The following is a 16270-nucleotide window of genomic DNA, read 5'->3' on the forward strand; positions in this document are numbered from 1 at the left end:
TAAGACTTAAATAATATAGCATATGCCCTTTATTGAAGAAAGTGATCTTTTAGAGCTGCATAAAGATATAGACAAAGCACAAATAATTAACGAACGCCTTTTAGACCAGATAAAATTTAAGAACAAGGAACTTAAAAGAAGCAAAATACAGCGGAATATATTTGCTGGAATCACTGCTTTTTTTCTCATTGGTGGGTTGGCCCTCACATCCTTCACTGCTGGATTAAATACTTCCAATTCATTGGACAAACAAAATAATAATCTTCTTGTATCTATAGATAGCTTGGATGCCATCAAATCAAGAATTGATAACCTGAAGGCACAAAATGATGAACTAAGCTTGGTAAAGGAATTCTACTTAGCCAAGAAATTCTTGGAAAAGGAAATGATTTATTCGGTCCAAGTCAAATCGTTTGTTGATAACAACGTTACTTTGGCCTCAGAAGCTCTGACTAACACTTTGTTCGTTAAAACCAATCCATTTTATTCATATTCCCTTGGAACTTTTGAAACTTTGGAAGAGGCACAATCCTTCAGAAAACAATTGGTTGATATAGGTTTTGAAGATGCCTTCGTGGCCTCCTATAAAGAGGGTAAAAGAGTTCAAATAGAAGATCCCTATTAGTAGTGACCCAGTTTAAGGCGTGGATAAACGCTGCAAGATTAAGAACCCTACCTCTTTCTATTTCCGGTATACTCATTGGTGCCGCCTTGGCCTCTTTTTATGGTAATTCGGATGCAGTCATTTTTTGGTTAGCAATACTTACCACGGTTGGATTTCAGATCACATCTAATTTTGCCAATGATTACGGGGATGGCATAAAAGGTACCGATAACCAATATAGAATAGGTCCCAAAAGAGCATTGCAGAGTGGTCTTCTTTCCAAAAGAGCACTTAAAAGAGGTATTGTTATTTCTATAGTAATAGATGTATTATTGGTTGTTGCCTTACTGTTTTTTTCCTTCAAGTGGGAGGAATTGGGATGGGCAATTTTTTTCATGCTACTGGGTGGGCTTAGTATATGGGCTGCCATAAAGTATACGGTTGGAGAAAACGCATACGGATATCATGGTTTGGGCGATGTATTTGTGTTTGTTTTTTTTGGTTTAGTAAGTGTATTGGGCAGTATGTTCTTGTTCATAAAGAGTATTCCTGCTTTTTCTATATTACCGGCCATTACAATTGGGCTTTTGAGTGTGGGTGTACTCAACTTGAATAATTTAAGAGATCATCAATCCGATAAGGACTCCGGGAAGAATACGTTAATCGTAAAAATGGGATTTGCAAAGGGCAAATTATATCATATTATATTGTTATTGGTAGCCTTTTTGGTACTTTTCATTTTTATTAATAGCACTGCCGAAAACTGGTGGGGATATCTAAGTTTGTTGGCGTTCTTCCCAATAACAATTCATGGAATAAAAGTCAAGAGAACTAAAAACCCTGCTTTATTGGATCCTGAGCTCAAAAAGTTGGCCTTAAGTGCATTTTTAATGGCCATTCTCTTTTATTTTAGTTATTACAATTTTTTGTAGTTTTGGACGTTAACCCACTAAACCACTAACAATTTTGGAACAACCTATTAAAATACTTATCGTAGAGGACAACGTAATCATTGCAGATGATATGCAGTCCATGTTGGAGGAGATTGGTTATGAAATTGTAGACAATGTTATCGTTTACGAGCAAGCAGTTGAGGTATTAAAAACCCAACAAGTAGATCTTGTCCTTATTGACATAATTCTTGCCTCGGACAAAACTGGCATTGATTTAGGGAAACATATTCGGGAAAATTACGACATCCCATTTATTTTTGTTACCTCAAACTCGGACAGGGCCACCGTTGAAAATGCTAAGACAGTTAAACCTAACGGCTATTTGGTAAAGCCTTTTGAGCAGCAGGATTTATACACTTCTATAGAAATCGCATTATCCAATTTTATATATGGGAAACAGGCTTCGGGTAGTTCGGCTAATAATTCGGTCGAATCCAATGAAGATGTCCCAATGAGCAACTCCATTCTTAAGGATTCTATTTTCGTCAAAAAGCAACATCTCTATTATAGAATTCAATTTGGGGATATCCAGTTCATTAAGGCGGATAATGTTTATTTGGAAGTGAATACGGTTGACAAAAAATTCCTGGTCGCTCACCATTAAAGGACTATTTGGAAAAACTTCCTTCGAATAAGTTTTACAGGGCACATAAGTCCTATATAGTCAATGTAGATCATATCGATGCAATTAATTCAAAGGACATCATGATCAACAACACGCTAATACCCATTTCAAAAGATTTCAAGGAGTTTATCATTTCCGCCATGAATTCTTAGTTTTAGTTTGGCCTTATAAGTTTTACTAGTATTTCTTTTATCGATAAAGTGTTTAAAAAACCAGTTGAAACGAATAGTTTTTCGTTGAATTGCATCTTCACAACAAAAAATCGACCTTATACAACATTAAAGCATAATAGGGGATTGTAAATAATATTTTTGTAATAAGGATATTGGATAAAATCATCTTTATATGTGACTTGAAGAAAAACGTATAAAGAGAGATTTTTAGGGAATAATTCAGAATTTATAATTGAATTTCTTGATTTTGTCTACATACCTTGAAAATATGTGAATCGCTTAGGTTTACTACATAATTAAACTCGTAGGGCATTGAATCCATAAAGGGTTCCTTACCGGAAACAATATTTATGAGTTGATTAGATTATGTTAGTCTTCCTATTTAGGACATAATATGAAGAGAAGCTTTTTGGTACTTTTATTTGGTTTTCTTTGTTTTCTGTTAGCTCCAATGGAGATTAACTCACAGGACGTACCATCACAAAGCGAGAATTATTTTCAGCAGTTCAAGGAACTTCCCAATTCTACCAGCCGCATCGATTTTTTCTTTGATACCTCAAACCGGTATAACCAAAACTCGGCGTATGATTGGTTGGACACGGTAAATGTTTATTTAATCAGCTCTCAAAAAATCAATGATAGTGCAGCTGTGTCCGAATATCAAATGATCCAATCAAAAATCTATTATGATTTAGGGGATTACGAGAGGAGTTTGTCCATTGCCAAGGATCTTTTCGATGATATGGAAGAATACCCATTAGAGTGGAAATCGCTCATTCTTAATATCATGGATGACGACTATTCCAAGTTGGAGCTATACGATAAGCAGATTGAAATTAGAAGGTATAAAAGGGAATTGGGATTGACCGAAAGGGTTTCATTTTATGATATTTATTCAAGTTTGGGCCAACACAGAAAGGCCATGGAGGATTACATGACTGAGGAAAAGAATACAATAGAGGAAGGTGATTTCTATGGTCAGGCCATCTATAATAATACTATTGGCAATTACCTTCTGTTGGATAAATCTACGCCAACAGCTTTAAGTTATTTTAACAAGGCGAATGCTTTAATCGATGTTTATTTCAGTGATGTAATAAATACCAAGACTTCCAATGAGGTCAATGAAGGTAATCATTTAAAGGGGGTCATTCTTGGAAACATCGGTAAATCCTATGTGCAATTAAAGGAATATGAAAAGGCAATACCTTATTTGGAAGAAGGCATAGAGCTTATCAAAAAACACAATACGGGAAAAGTTTCGACCGAATTAGTAGAAAATACTTTGGAGATTGCCGAGTGTTACCTTCAGCTAAATAATTATGAAAAGGCAACGGACTATTTGAGCAAAGACCTAATACCAGTAAAGATTAAGAACATACTTAAAAAAAACAGATTGTATGCTGCATATTATGATCGAACAGGCGATTATAAAAGTGCTAATGAGTACCTCAAACAAAATAACAGGATTAGAGACTCACTGGATGATAACGACACCAATATCAAGAGCCAGCAATTAGAGTCCGTGTTGAAACAAGATCTGGAAAATTCCGAGAAAAATGAACGAGGAACAGAAAGCGGTTTTAGAAAAGACCAGGAATGAAATCCTTGAAAAGGACGAGCGTATAAATTTGGTTTTTATATCCCTGATTTTTACTCTTTTAGGTTTTTCGGGTCCGGTTTATGCCTATTTGAAAAGTATCAAAAACCAAAGATTGATTGCGGAACAAAAACATTTTATAGAAAATTCCCTTATTGAAAAGGACTCCTTATTGAAAGAGATTCACCACAGGGTTAAGAACAATCTTCAGATGGTTTCGAGTTTGTTGAGCCTTCAGACAAAAAACACAAAAAGTAAAGCTGCCATTGTTGCCTTGGAGGAGGGTAAGAGTAGGGTAAAGGCGATGGCCTTGATTCACCAAAAACTGTATCAGAATGAGGATTTGTCCGTGATAGAAATGCAGGGCTATATCGAGAGCTTGATCAATAGTGTCCAATCTGTATATAAAAAAGGAGGACATAATATTAATATCACCATAGATGCTGAAGGTGTGGAGTTGGATATTGATCGAGCGATTCCTTTTGGACTTATCTTAAATGAATTAGTGTCCAATTCCTTTAAATATGCCTTCCCACATGACGAGGAAAATGGCAAAATATATATCCACCTCAGAAAAACCCAGGGACAGGAAGGATTTTTTGAATACACTGATAATGGTGTAGGACTTCCTGAGGATTCTGACGAAAGGGCGAATTCCTCCATGGGTATCCGATTGATGAATCGATTGGCAAACCAATTACAAACAAATTTGAATACAGATAGAACTGCTGAAGGAGTTCGGTTTTGGTTCCATTTCAAATAAGGTTATCTCACTTTACTTTTTAGAACAAATTTGTGCAATAGTTTAGGGAAAAACCTCTTCAGGTAGACCCCATATTTTTCCTTTCCACCAATATATACTTCAAACTTTTTTCTTTTTATAGCATTAATTATTTGTTCGGCACAAACTTCCGCTGTAATTCCATTTTTCGTTGCCTCATCATCAGTATTTGAAATGCTACCGTCGGCTACCAAGGCATTTTTGGAAACATTGGTTTGAACAAAACCAGGACAGATCATTGTTACATCAATTTGGTCCTTATCATGCTCCATTCGTAACGAATCAAAGAAACCATGCAAGGCATGTTTTGCTCCGCAGTAACCTGAGCGATAAGGAGAGGAAAATTTTCCCATTAAACTGGTAATTGTAACAAAATGTCCCGTTTGTCTAGTGATAAAATACGGCAATAAACATCTTGTTAATTGTATAGTACCCAGGTAGTTGATATTTATCATTTCTTGATACACTTTAAATGATGTGTCTTTGATCAGCGAACGTTGGCTGATTCCCCCATTATTGATTAAAATATCAATGTCACCAAAAAATGAAAGTGCTTTTTGTGGCATGGTTTCTAACATTTCAAAGTTGCTAAGATCCAAGGGAAGAATTGCTACATTATCCAAAAACGTACAATTGTTTTTAACCCGTACAAGCTCAGTTTCCCTTCGTGCCGACAAAATTACTTTACTACCAATTTCGTTCAGTTTATACGCAAGGGCCTCTCCTATTCCCGAGGAAGCACCTGTAATCCAAATTACCTTACCTTTTAAACGCTCCATATCTAATCATTAAGAGTCAAAATATAGCTAAATTTGCAGGATTCAACTTGGATGATGAAAAAGTATTTTGGGTTGAAAAACCATTTAAATTTTGAATGAAGGCACGTTTCAAAAAGTATGTACTTAATTTTAAGTCTCCAAGTGGAACCTCCGGAGGTATTTTAAGAACAAAGGAGACTTGGTTTTTAATTACGGAGGAAGATGGAAAGCTAGGTATAGGGGAATGTGGTCTTTTTAGGGGACTAAGCTTTGATGATGTTCCTGAGTATGAAGAAAAATGTAAATGGGTGGTGGAAAATATCCATTTGGGTAAGTCAACTCTTTTAAAGGAACTGATTGAGTTTCCTAGTATCCAATTTGGTTTGGAACAGGCTTTACTTTCATTGGCAGGCGATAATCCTTTCGAGCTTTTTAAATCTTCTTTTCTCCAGGATAACGCTCCTATTTCTATCAATGGTCTTATCTCGGATGGGGGATTCAGCATTTATGAAAGCACAGATCGTTGAAAAACTGGAACAGGGCTTTTCATGCATTAAAATGAAAATTGGGGCCATTGATTTCAGGGAGGAGTTGCGATTGCTGGAATCTATTCGGAAGGATTTTTCCTCTGATGAAATAGAATTGAGGGTAGATGCCAATGGGGCCTTCACACCTGATGAAGCGTTGAATAAGCTGAATGACCTTGCTAGTTTTGGTCTTCATTCTATTGAGCAGCCTATAAAGCAAGGAAACTGGGGTTTTATGAAGAAATTATGTGAAGATACACCATTGCCCATTGCATTGGATGAGGAATTGATTGGGGTAACTCATGTAACAAAAAAGCAAGAATTATTACTAACTATTAAACCTCAAAACATCATTTTAAAACCCAGTTTGGTGGGTGGATTTGCGGGTTCTGAAGAATGGATAGATTTAGCGGAGAAGCATGGAATTGGTTGGTGGATTACCAGTGCCTTGGAGAGCAATATTGGTTTAAATGCCATTGCACAGTGGACTTACACCCTAAATAATAAAATGCCACAGGGACTGGGTACGGGGGCATTGTTCACTAATAACTTTAAGAGCCCTTTAGAAGTAAAAAATGGCAGTTTATATTATGACCAAAAGAAAGATTGGGAAGAAAAATTAATAGAACATTTATGTATATAGAACAAGCATTTAAGGGGTTAAGCGATAATTGGAGATATATTCGGGACTTTTTGTTGTTTTTGGGGCATGGCAGATTTTCGGAGGAATACCTTTGGTAATAGCATTGTTTGTTTCTGACGCTGCAGGGATCCTGGCAACTGGTGATATGGGAAGTATGTCAGAGGCATTAGGCTCTAATACCTTCCTGTTTTTTATGTTGCTTACTTTTGCCATAGGTTTATTGTGTTTACTCTTGTATGTTAAGTTTGTGCATAAACAATCGATTAAATCATTAACCACTTCTCGTAAAAGCGTGGATTGGAGTAGAATTTTGTTCTCCTTTAGTTTATGGGCAATTGTATCAATAGCTTTATTGTTTCTTGATATTTGGTTGACACCGGAAGATTATTCTTTCAACTTTAAATTGGAGCCTTTTCTCATATTGGCTGCGGTTTCAATTGTTTTTATTCCTATTCAGACAAGCATGGAAGAATATTTTATGAGGGGTTATATGATGCAAGGATTGGGTATTATGACCAAGAATAGATGGTTCCCCTTGTTTTTTACCTCTTTACTTTTTGGTCTGATGCACATATTAAATCCGAAGTAGAAAAATTAGGTTACGGCATTTTGGTTTTTTACATAGGTACAGGATTCTTTTTGGGAATTCTTACTTTGATGGATGAAGGTTTGGAGTTGGCCTTGGGCTTTCATGCGGCAAATAATTTAACCGCTGCCCTGTTGGTAACTGCCGATTGGACTGCCTTTCAAACGGATTCCGTATATAGGGATATCTCCAACCCAGTACTTGGGTGGGACGTTTTGGTACCAGTATTTGTTGTATTCCCATTGCTGCTTTGGTTCTTTTCAAAAAAATACAACTGGACAAATTGGAAGGAACGTTTGACAGGTAAGGTTTTAACCAAAGAAGAATTTTTGTCACAATCGCAAGAAAATCGTTAGTGTACCATGAAGGATTCCATGATCCATCCTGAATTTAAAATAAAAGGGAGACCCATTTCCAGGAAGGACCTATCAGAGTTAGCTTATAGTTTTATCAAAGAAGGTGAACCCTATCAAGTAAGTATTGGAAGTTTTTTATTGGATTGGCTATCACCTAAAAATTCTATCGTAGTAAATACCTCTGGTTCCACAGGAACCCCAAAATCAATTTCCCTGCTAAAGGAACATATGAAGAATAGTGCCTTGGCGACAGGTGCTTATTTCAATTTAACTCCTGGAACGACTTGTTTACATTGCCTTCCCTGTGAGTATATAGCGGGTAAGATGATGTTGGTCCGTGCATTGGTCTTGGGATTGGATATTCATTTCGTAGAGCCAAGTTCCGCGCCTTTAAAGAGTATTGATAATCAAAAATCTTTTGATTTTTGTGCGATGGTTCCTTTACAAGTCCAATCCTCGTTTGATGAAATCGACCGATTGAAGAAACTTATTATTGGCGGGACTCCCGTTTCAAAAGAAGTAAAGAAAAAACTGTTTCCCAAAAAAACCAAGTGTTTTGAGACCTATGGAATGACGGAAACCATAACCCATGTGGCCATCAAGGAGATTACCTCGGAATTTGAACAACCACCTTTTAAGGCATTGCCCAATGTTTTCTTCTCATGTGACAAACGAGGGTGCTTGGTAATTGAGGCACCCCTTGTGGTGATGGAAAAGGTAGTGACCAATGATATAGTGGATCTGGTTTCGGACCAAGAATTTCATTGGCTGGGAAGATATGACAATGTTATTAATTCTGCTGGAGTAAAACTTTTTCCGGAGACTATTGAAAACAAATTGATGCCTCCGGTAGAAAGCCCCTTTATTATTGCGGGTATTGATGATGAACGTCCGGGACAAAAACTGATATTAATTCGGAATCTGATTCCTCACAAAAATTTGATATGGCCAGTTTAAACTCCATAAAAACATTGGAACCTTATGAACGACCAAAAGATATATTATATCTTAACACTTTTATACGAACTGAGAATGGTAAAATTCAAAGAGAACTGACCATAAAACAGGCCATTAATAATCAATAACTAAATTTAATTCAATGCGAAGAATAGTATTCTTTCTAATCGTTACTTCCGTTTTAACCTTGAATGCACAACGTATCTTACCCGAGAAGGAAAGGGCAAAAGTAATTGATGAGTTATTGGACGATCGTTTTAATAATCTATTACCCCAATTGATGGATGATGCCAATATTGATATGTGGGTGGTCATTTCAAGGGAATATAACGAAGATCCCGTGTTGCGAACGATGCTGCCAGCAACTTGGCTAAATGCTAGACGTAGAACCATTTTGTTGTTCTATAGGGATAAGGTGAAAAATAGCATTGAAAAATTAGCGGTTGCCCGTTATAATGTGGGAAAAAACATTGAATCTGCATGGGATAAGGAAAAAGAGCCGGACCAATGGAAGCGATTGATGGAATTGATATCTGATAGAACCCCCCGGAAGATAGGGCTCAACTTTTCAAAGAATGCACAATATTGCGGACGGTTTGGATAAAACCGATTATGACGAATTCATGTCCAATCTACCCAAAAAATTCAGTTCAAAAGTGGTTTCAGCAGAGCAACTCGCCGTCCGTTGGATAGAAACAAGAACAGACCGCGAAATGGTCATCTACAATCAGTTGGTAGATATTACCCACGACATTATTTCGGAAGCGTTTTCTGAAAAGGTAATAACGCCAGGAATTACCACAACTTCTGATGTAGAATGGTGGATGCGTCAAAAAGTAACCGATTTAGGATTAGAAACCTGGTTTCACCCCACGGTAGATATCCAAAGAACAAGCGAAGACCTGGTTGGGCACCTCTATTCCTTTTCACGGTAGACCTGAGGATATGGTCATCCTTCCAGGAGACCTTTTGCACTGCGATTTTGGAATTACATATTTGAGATTGAACACCGATTGTCAAGAACTGGCCTATGTCCTTAAACCTGAAGAAAAGAAAGCTCCGGATTTTTTGGTAAATGGATTAAAGGACGGTAATAAGGTGCAGGACTTTTTGACCCAAAACATGATAGCAGGAAGAACGGGCAATGAAATTTTGGCTAAATCCCTTAGCGATGCCAAGGCGGCCGGTTTAAGACCTTCCATTTATACCCATCCTTTGGGTATGTATGGGCATTCTGCAGGTACCACTATTGGTATGTGGGATTCTCAAGGTGGGGTCATGAAAGATGATGGCGAAAACTACCCTTTAAATCCTAATACGGTGTATGCCATTGAACTCAATACGACCATAACGATTCCGAATGGAAACGAGACATTCGAATTATGTTGGAGGAGGCAGGATTTTATGGTGAGAATGGCTTCAGATATGTAAATGGAAGACAAACCGAACTTCTGTTGATACCAAGGGTAAAAGAACACCAAGGAAATTAGTACCTTAACAAAGGCATAACAGAGATTCACTATGTATGAAATTAATTGGTACCCATAGAATGAATTCATTTTTATGGAAATCAATGTTCTTTTTGTTCCCGGGGATGGTTCTTGCCCAAACAGTACTGAAGGGAACCGTTAAAGATGCCGATACGGGACTCCCGCTACCTTTTGTAAATATCGGTTTTGTTGACAGGGGCCTTGGAACGGTTTCTGAGGAAAACGGAACTTTTAATTTTTCCTTCGATGCCTCAAACTTGACCGTTGAGGACACATTGAAGATATCGTATCTAGCGTTCAAAGAATACAAGATTCCTTTTTCCGTGGTACAAACGGAACAGTCCTATCCTTTGGACGTTCTTCTAGAACCGGATATTCTGAGTTTAAACGAGGTAGTATTGACAAGTAAAAAGCGAAAAAGAAGGAACAAGAGCGAAAAAATGGTAGGGTATTCCTATGTAGGTCAGTTAAAAAATGGCTCATGGGAAGGCGATGGTGCCTTAGGCGGGGAATTGATAACCAAAATCAATGTGTCCAAGAAGCAACGGCAGTTGAATGCATTCTACTTTTATGTGCTTGAAAATAAATCGGACAGTTTGTTGGTCAGGGTAAATATCTATGAAGGCGGCACTAAGGTTCCGGAAGAAAGGTTGACCAACAAAAATATCATTTATACAATAAAGACTAGGGTAGGCAAGGTGGGTATTGATTTAACCCCTTATGACATCATTGTAGAGGATGATTTTAGTATAGGCATTGAATTGCTCAAGGTATACGGTGACCAATTAGGGCTTGTTGTAGCAGGTGATGATACCCCGGGAGTATCCTACCGTAGATATGCAAGTCAAGGGGAGTGGTTAAGATATCCCAAGGATGCTTTGACTTATTTTGTGAGTACAACACTTGTGGAGGAAACCGAAGAAGAAGATGACCTGGAAGGAATTTTGGTAAAAGAATATTCCAAAGATCAATTATTGCAAAGCCTCGAACTTAAGCCAAAACAATTGACCCAGGTAGGTGGTTTTGTCTTTTATGAAGGTAAACCTTTGGCAAATGCCCAAGTTTTGAATCTAACCTCTGGTGAAGTAGCCTCTACGAATGATATAGGTAGATATAATATAAGTGTAAATGTCAATGATGAACTCGAATTCAGTTTTGGGTCTTTACAAACCCAGATCAGAAAAGTTTTTGAAACCTCCTATTCCATTAATGTTTCGCTTGAGGAAAAAATCATAGCATTGGATGAAACAGTGGTTACGGGGCAGAAAAAAATAATAGAACCCAAAAGGAACTTTTTGAGCAATACAATGAAGACCCTGGGATTGTAAAGACTTCGTTTGGAATTTTTGATAAGAGTACTGCTGGGGTTTCAATGAAGATTTTGGATGAATCGGAAATAAAAAGTAGCGGTGCAACTACCTTAGGCAATCTTTTAAGGGGAAAGGTATCCGGATTATCAATGCTTTCATTTGATAATGCTATCGATGGTTCTACCCAAATATTTCTAAGGCAGAATGGAACTAACAATCCAATCCCTGCTGTCTTCGAAATAGATGGAATTATTGCCTCAGGCTACCCTGAGTTCCTCGATGTTACCCAGATTAAACGAATTGCAATACTTTCCGGTCTTTCTGCGGTGGCCAAATATGGATCGGTAGGAGCAGGCGGGGTCATCATAATCAATACGAACCTTGGAAATTTTTCACTTTCAAATAATAAGACTAGAGGCGAGGAAAGTCTTGTCAAAGGAACGGCGAATATTTCGGCTATTACAGAAGAGGAGGTACGCCGAAATTGGCCGGATTTTCTTCAGGAACTTTATCGTAGCAAACAATTGGATGAAGCCAGGGCTATTTACGATTCCTATGAATCTCAATACGGAACCAATCCCAATTTTAACATTGACGCAGTTAACTATTTTTTGGAATATTGGAAGCAGGAATCCTTTACAAAGGATTTATTATCCATAGCCCTGAACCGATTTAACAACGGTTTCAACTACATAAAGGCCTTGGCGTTTTTGATGGATAAGTACGACAATCAAAATCAGTCCGTTCAATTATACAAGCAGTTGTTGCTGTTTAAATCAAATTCGGCGGAATCTTACCGGGATTTGGCCAATGCCTATGTCCAAAACGGTCAAAGGGAACGCGGAAAAAACCTATATGCCCGGTATTTTAACCTGGTGCAGGAAGGATATTTTTCCGAACAACCGGAGGCATTGCAGCAGGTAATCAACACAGAGGTCGCAGTGCTGTTGGAAATCAAGGAAAATCAGACAGACGGCCCACTTTCAGGCTTACTGGACAAGGATGAAAATAAAACCCGGATCTTGTTGGAATGGAACGATGATACGGCCCAATTGGATTTTCAATTTGTAGGCCCCAACAATGGAGTGAGCAATTGAACCAATGCAAGTGATGGGGAAGTGGGAGAAAGTTTAATAGGTAAAGGGTATACCAGTAAGGATTTCTTCATATATGGGAATGACGGAACATGGAAAGTGAATGCACTTTACAAAGGGAACAGGTCCGGTTTGGCCACTTATCTTAAAGTAACCGTTAGTACCAATTATGGTATGGAACATCAAAATGACGCCATTTATATTTTTAGGATGGATGTAAAGGATGTCAATAGGGCATTGTTGGAAATTCCTTAGTCTTTTTCATGAATCATCATTCACACGATTCTTCATGGTCTGACAGGACCAAATAAGGCTCTATTGGGTATTTTTTATATTCCATTACATTTTTATTTAGCTGTAGTTAAATTCCTATTTTTTAAGTATATTCAATTGAAAACAAAATACTTACGGATATGAGAAACTTATTTGTTTTTTTATGTGTGTTGACTAGTTGTGCGCTAGCTACAGCACAAGAAGAAAAGGAGGTCTTTGGGAAAATTACCGATGAATATGGTCCACTCGAAAATGTGGTGGTATCCATTGAAGGGTCTCAGAAAAGAGCTTTTTCCGATGAAGGTGGGAATTACAGAATTTATGCCCAAGAAGGAGATATTCTATTGTATGAGCTAATGGGAAAGCTGCCTATGGAAATCAAAGTGGAGGATGTTACCCGGGTGCTTAATGTAACGTTACGTGATAAAGTGGAAAAGCTAAGAGGTGTTACGGTGACGGAAAAAAGGCGAATGAAATCTCAGGAACAGATGTCCCTTGAATATGCCTCCAACCCAAATATCGTTAAAAATTCATTTGGTTTTCTCGGACAAGGAACGTGTAGGCTACTCTTTAAGGATATTGGACGAAAAGGATATTGGCCCCCAATACATAAATTTGGCAACCTTATTGAATGGAAGATTTGCCGGAATTAGGGCAAGATGCAATGCTATCGGTGAATTGGAAGTAGCCCTGAGAAATGGGGCAACCTCCTTTTCGGGAACAAATTCTGTGGTTTATGATGTTGATGGAATAATTTTGGAAAGAATGGATTGCTATACTCCGGATCCCTCCCTCATTAAAAGAATTGCCGTTAATTCTAGTTTGGTAGGAACCAGCTTATATGGCAAAAAGGGTAGGGGTGGTGTCATTATTATTAATACAAAGTCGGGTACCTTTTCTTCGGTACAAAACAATAATTACAAAAGGTTCAAAAATAAATTGAACCAAGAAAGTTTGTTCAATGGTGGGGCAATACCCTTGGATGGTGCACAGCCGCTACCCATCTATATGGAGTCTTATTTGGCGGCGAATTCTGAAGAAGAGGCCATTGTAGCCTACGAAAACCAATTGGTAAAATATGCCAACAGCTTCTACTTTGTACTGGATTCCTACAGGTACTTTATGGATAGATGGGACAACAAAAAAATCGCCTCTTCCTTGCTTGAAGACAATTGGAGGCTCTTTGAAGGTAATCCGGTCGCTTTAAAATCCTTAGCGTACATACACCAGGCAAATGGTGATTTTGCTTTGGCGAAAGCAATTTACAAGGAAGTATTTCTCTTGAGGCCGAGTATGTACAATCTTATTTCAATATGGCAGAAAGTTATGTGGAGAATAAACAATTTAACCTAGCGGCCTCCATGTACTCAAGATTCAACTATCTTAAGCAGCAAGGTTTTTTAAGCGATGACAAAGGGGAATTTTCAGCTTTGTTGGATAGCGAATTCAAGAATCTATTAGGACTAAAGGGGAATGATTTCTTGACTACAAGACAACGCAAGAAACTGGCCTCCAATGAGGATTTTAAAGGAACACGTTTGGTTTTTGAATGGGCGGATAGCGAGGCCGAATTTGAGCTACAGTTCGTGAACCCCGAAAATCGTTTTTTTAGTTGGAAGCATACCGCTGTGGATAATGAGGAAATCATAAAGGACGAAAAAACCTTGGGGTATTCCGCTAAGGAATATCGATTAGGGAATACCTATCCCGGCGAATGGCAGGTGAACATCAATTATTTTGGGAACAAGAGTATAACTCCCACCTACCTAAAAGTGGCCATTTATAGAAACTATGGCGAACCGTTCCGGACTAAGGAGATCAAGGTGTTTAAGTTGATGACCAAGAACCTCAATCAACATTTATTCAATGTGTCCAATACTGTTGAGTTAGTTTCCAACTAAACCTGTAACACACCCATATTAAATTGCTTTTCAATAGGCGCATGATTGGCGGCTTCAATGCCCATGGAAACCCATTTTCGAGTGTCCAACGGGTCTATTACTGCATCAGTCCAAAGACGAGAGGCGGCATAGTAAGGTGAAACTTGCTCGTCATATCGCATCTTTATTTTATCAAATAGTTCCTTCTCCTTTTTCTCGGTGATGGTTTCACCTTTCTTTTTCAGGGAGGCAGTTTCAATTTGTAATAACACCTTTGCCGCTGAATTTCCGCTCATCACAGCCAATTCGGCACTAGGCCACGCAACGATCAATCTGGGGTCGTAGGCCTTACCGCACATGGCATAATTACCGGCACCGTAACTGTTTCCAATAACGATTGTAAATTTTGGTACTACGGAATTACTGACGGCATTGACCATTTTTGCCCCGTCCTTTATAATGCCCCCGTGCTCACTCTTGCTACCTACCATGAATCCGGTGACGTCCTGCAGAAACACCAAGGGTATTTTTTTCTGATTGCAATTGGCGATAAATCTTGTTGCCTTATCAGCGGAATCCGAATAGATAACACCTCCAAACTGCATTTCCCCTTTTTTGGTCTTGACCACTTTTCGTTGGTTGGCTACGATACCTACGGCCCAACCGTCAATTCGGGCATAGCCTGTGAGGATGGTCTGTCCATAGCTTTCTTTATAAGGTTCAAATTCGGAATCGTCAACCAGCCTTTTTATGATTTCCATCATGTCATATTGTTCCGTACGGGAACTTGGTAAAATACCATAGATATCTTCAGAATTTTCTTTTGGCTTTAAGCTTTTGGAACGGTTAAATCCTGCGACAGGAAAATCCCCGATTTTGTCAACAATATTTTTTATTGTATCAAGGGCATCTTTATCGTCCTTCGATTTATAATCGGTCACGCCACTTATTTCACAATGAGTGGTGGCACCTCCCAAGGTTTCGTTATCGATACTTTCTCCAATGGCCGCCTTTACCAAATAGCTGCCCGCAAGGAAAATACTCCCTGTTTTATCCACAATAAGTGCCTCGTCACTCATAATGGGCAAGTAGGCCCCACCGGCCACACAACTTCCCATTACGGCAGCTATTTGGGTAATCCCCATGCTGCTCATGATGGCATTGTTCCTGAAAATACGGCCAAAGTGCTCCTTGTCAGGGAATATTTCGTCCTGCATGGGCAGATACACCCCGGCGCTATCTACCAAGTAGATAATGGGTAGTTTGTTCTCTATGGCTATTTCCTGCGCCCTTAGGTTCTTTTTTGCGGTTATCGGAAACCAGGCCCCAGCTTTTACAGTGGCATCATTTGCCACGACAATGCAAAGCCTCTTTTTTATATATCCAATCTTAATAACTACCCCGCCCGAAGGACATCCGCCATGTGCCTCGTACATCCCTTCACCAGCAAAGGCCCCAATTTCCAATTGTTCTGATTTTGGGTCTAACAAATAGTCGATGCGCTCCCTTGCCGTTAGTTTTCCTTGATCGTGTTGCTTGGCTATTTTGGCCTTTCCTCCACCCAATTGTACATGGGCCAGTTTCTTTCTTAATTCCGATAAAAGTAGTCTGTTGCTATCCTCGTTTTGATTGAACTTTAGATCCATTCTTTCCTGTTTCA

Annotated in this window: 15 protein-coding genes and 3 pseudogenes; 16 read left to right on the forward strand and 2 right to left on the reverse strand. The window is 38.5% G+C overall.

Annotation, left to right across the window (positions count from 1 at the left end):
• Positions 1-22 precede the first annotated feature (22 nt).
• The 5 genes and pseudogenes from NYZ99_RS07530 (at position 23) to NYZ99_RS07550 (ending at position 4718) form a co-directional block, all read left to right on the forward strand.
• Positions 23-625, forward strand: coding sequence for an SPOR domain-containing protein (locus NYZ99_RS07530; protein ID WP_260574696.1), 603 nt, complete (start codon positions 23-25; stop codon positions 623-625).
• Between the two features lie 2 nt (positions 626-627).
• Complete coding sequence (gene menA, locus NYZ99_RS07535; RefSeq protein WP_260574697.1) at positions 628-1536, forward strand: 1,4-dihydroxy-2-naphthoate octaprenyltransferase; 909 nt, start codon at positions 628-630, stop codon at positions 1534-1536.
• Between the two features lie 34 nt (positions 1537-1570).
• Positions 1571-2334 (forward strand): annotated as a pseudogene (locus NYZ99_RS07540) (LytR/AlgR family response regulator transcription factor).
• Between the two features lie 415 nt (positions 2335-2749).
• A complete protein-coding gene (locus NYZ99_RS07545; protein WP_260574698.1) occupies positions 2750-3958 on the forward strand; it encodes a tetratricopeptide repeat protein in 1209 nt (402 codons plus the stop codon).
• Positions 3915-4718, forward strand: a complete 804-nt coding sequence (locus tag NYZ99_RS07550) for a sensor histidine kinase (protein ID WP_260574699.1) — start codon at positions 3915-3917, stop codon at positions 4716-4718. Before NYZ99_RS07545 ends, NYZ99_RS07550 begins: the two co-directional genes overlap by 44 nt.
• Positions 4719-4720: 2 nt before the next feature.
• Here NYZ99_RS07550 and NYZ99_RS07555 read toward each other — a convergent pair whose 3' ends face one another.
• Positions 4721-5515: an SDR family oxidoreductase gene (locus NYZ99_RS07555; RefSeq protein ID WP_260574700.1), complete on the reverse strand. Its 795-nt coding sequence runs from the start codon at positions 5513-5515 to the stop codon at positions 4721-4723.
• A gap of 95 nt (positions 5516-5610) precedes the next feature.
• Here NYZ99_RS07555 and NYZ99_RS07560 point away from each other — a divergent pair.
• The 11 genes and pseudogenes from NYZ99_RS07560 (at position 5611) to NYZ99_RS07605 (ending at position 14631) form a co-directional block, all read left to right on the forward strand.
• Positions 5611-6664, forward strand: a pseudogene (locus NYZ99_RS07560) (o-succinylbenzoate synthase).
• Positions 6665-6692: 28 nt separating this feature from the next.
• Positions 6693-7253 (forward strand): CPBP family glutamic-type intramembrane protease, encoded by a 561-nt coding sequence (locus NYZ99_RS21575; RefSeq protein WP_338039380.1) that lies wholly within the window; start codon positions 6693-6695, stop codon positions 7251-7253.
• A 20-nt stretch (positions 7254-7273) separates the two neighbouring features.
• A complete protein-coding gene (locus tag NYZ99_RS21580; protein WP_338039381.1) occupies positions 7274-7606 on the forward strand; it encodes a hypothetical protein in 333 nt (110 codons plus the stop codon).
• A gap of 6 nt (positions 7607-7612) precedes the next feature.
• Positions 7613-8563 carry an AMP-binding protein gene (locus tag NYZ99_RS07570; RefSeq protein ID WP_260574701.1) on the forward strand — a complete coding sequence of 317 codons (951 nt, stop codon included), beginning with the start codon at positions 7613-7615 and terminating at the stop codon, positions 8561-8563.
• Positions 8564-8705: 142 nt separating this feature from the next.
• Positions 8706-10053 (forward strand): annotated as a pseudogene (locus NYZ99_RS07575) (M24 family metallopeptidase).
• A gap of 35 nt (positions 10054-10088) precedes the next feature.
• Positions 10089-11381: a carboxypeptidase-like regulatory domain-containing protein gene (locus NYZ99_RS07580; RefSeq protein ID WP_260574702.1), complete on the forward strand. Its 1293-nt coding sequence runs from the start codon at positions 10089-10091 to the stop codon at positions 11379-11381.
• Between the two features lie 53 nt (positions 11382-11434).
• Entirely contained in the window at positions 11435-12460 is a 1026-nt protein-coding gene (locus tag NYZ99_RS07585) for a TonB-dependent receptor plug domain-containing protein (RefSeq protein WP_420845194.1), read from the forward strand.
• 21 nt (positions 12461-12481) lie between these two features.
• The gene (locus tag NYZ99_RS07590; RefSeq protein ID WP_260574704.1) at positions 12482-12712 is read left to right on the forward strand and encodes a hypothetical protein; all 231 of its coding nucleotides are present in this window, start codon (positions 12482-12484) and stop codon (positions 12710-12712) included.
• A gap of 158 nt (positions 12713-12870) precedes the next feature.
• Positions 12871-13383 (forward strand): carboxypeptidase-like regulatory domain-containing protein, encoded by a 513-nt coding sequence (locus NYZ99_RS07595; RefSeq protein WP_260574705.1) that lies wholly within the window; start codon positions 12871-12873, stop codon positions 13381-13383.
• Positions 13346-14083: a tetratricopeptide repeat protein gene (locus NYZ99_RS07600; RefSeq protein WP_260574706.1), complete on the forward strand. Its 738-nt coding sequence runs from the start codon at positions 13346-13348 to the stop codon at positions 14081-14083. The genes NYZ99_RS07595 and NYZ99_RS07600 overlap by 38 nt, the downstream gene beginning before the upstream one ends.
• Positions 14044-14631, forward strand: a complete 588-nt coding sequence (locus tag NYZ99_RS07605; protein WP_260574710.1) for a YfaP family protein — start codon at positions 14044-14046, stop codon at positions 14629-14631. Before NYZ99_RS07600 ends, NYZ99_RS07605 begins: the two co-directional genes overlap by 40 nt.
• On the opposite strand, the gene NYZ99_RS07610 is transcribed toward NYZ99_RS07605, so the two are convergent.
• On the reverse strand, positions 14628-16256 hold the full coding sequence (locus NYZ99_RS07610) for an acyl-CoA carboxylase subunit beta (protein WP_260574713.1): 1629 nt from the start codon (positions 16254-16256) through the stop codon (positions 14628-14630). The genes NYZ99_RS07605 and NYZ99_RS07610 overlap by 4 nt on opposite strands.
• Positions 16257-16270 lie beyond the last annotated feature (14 nt).

It is taken from the genome of Maribacter litopenaei (assembly GCF_025244665.1).
GTDB lineage: Bacteria > Bacteroidota > Bacteroidia > Flavobacteriales > Flavobacteriaceae > Maribacter > Maribacter litopenaei.

Excerpts from the sequence above, each read along its gene's own strand:
- NYZ99_RS07530 (WP_260574696.1), top strand. The coding sequence starts at position 23 with ATGCCCTTTATTGAAGAAAGTGATCTTTTAGAGCTGCATAAAGATATA.
- NYZ99_RS07545 (WP_260574698.1), top strand. The coding sequence starts at position 2,750 with ATGAAGAGAAGCTTTTTGGTACTTTTATTTGGTTTTCTTTGTTTTCTG.
- NYZ99_RS07550 (WP_260574699.1), top strand. The coding sequence starts at position 3,915 with ATGAACGAGGAACAGAAAGCGGTTTTAGAAAAGACCAGGAATGAAATC.
- NYZ99_RS07555 (WP_260574700.1), bottom strand. The coding sequence starts at position 5,515 with ATGGAGCGTTTAAAAGGTAAGGTAATTTGGATTACAGGTGCTTCCTCG.
- NYZ99_RS07570 (WP_260574701.1), top strand. The coding sequence starts at position 7,613 with ATGAAGGATTCCATGATCCATCCTGAATTTAAAATAAAAGGGAGACCC.
- NYZ99_RS07580 (WP_260574702.1), top strand. The coding sequence starts at position 10,089 with ATGAAATTAATTGGTACCCATAGAATGAATTCATTTTTATGGAAATCA.
- NYZ99_RS07595 (WP_260574705.1), top strand. The coding sequence starts at position 12,871 with ATGAGAAACTTATTTGTTTTTTTATGTGTGTTGACTAGTTGTGCGCTA.
- NYZ99_RS07605 (WP_260574710.1), top strand. The coding sequence starts at position 14,044 with ATGGCAGAAAGTTATGTGGAGAATAAACAATTTAACCTAGCGGCCTCC.
- NYZ99_RS07610 (WP_260574713.1), bottom strand. The coding sequence starts at position 16,256 with ATGGATCTAAAGTTCAATCAAAACGAGGATAGCAACAGACTACTTTTA.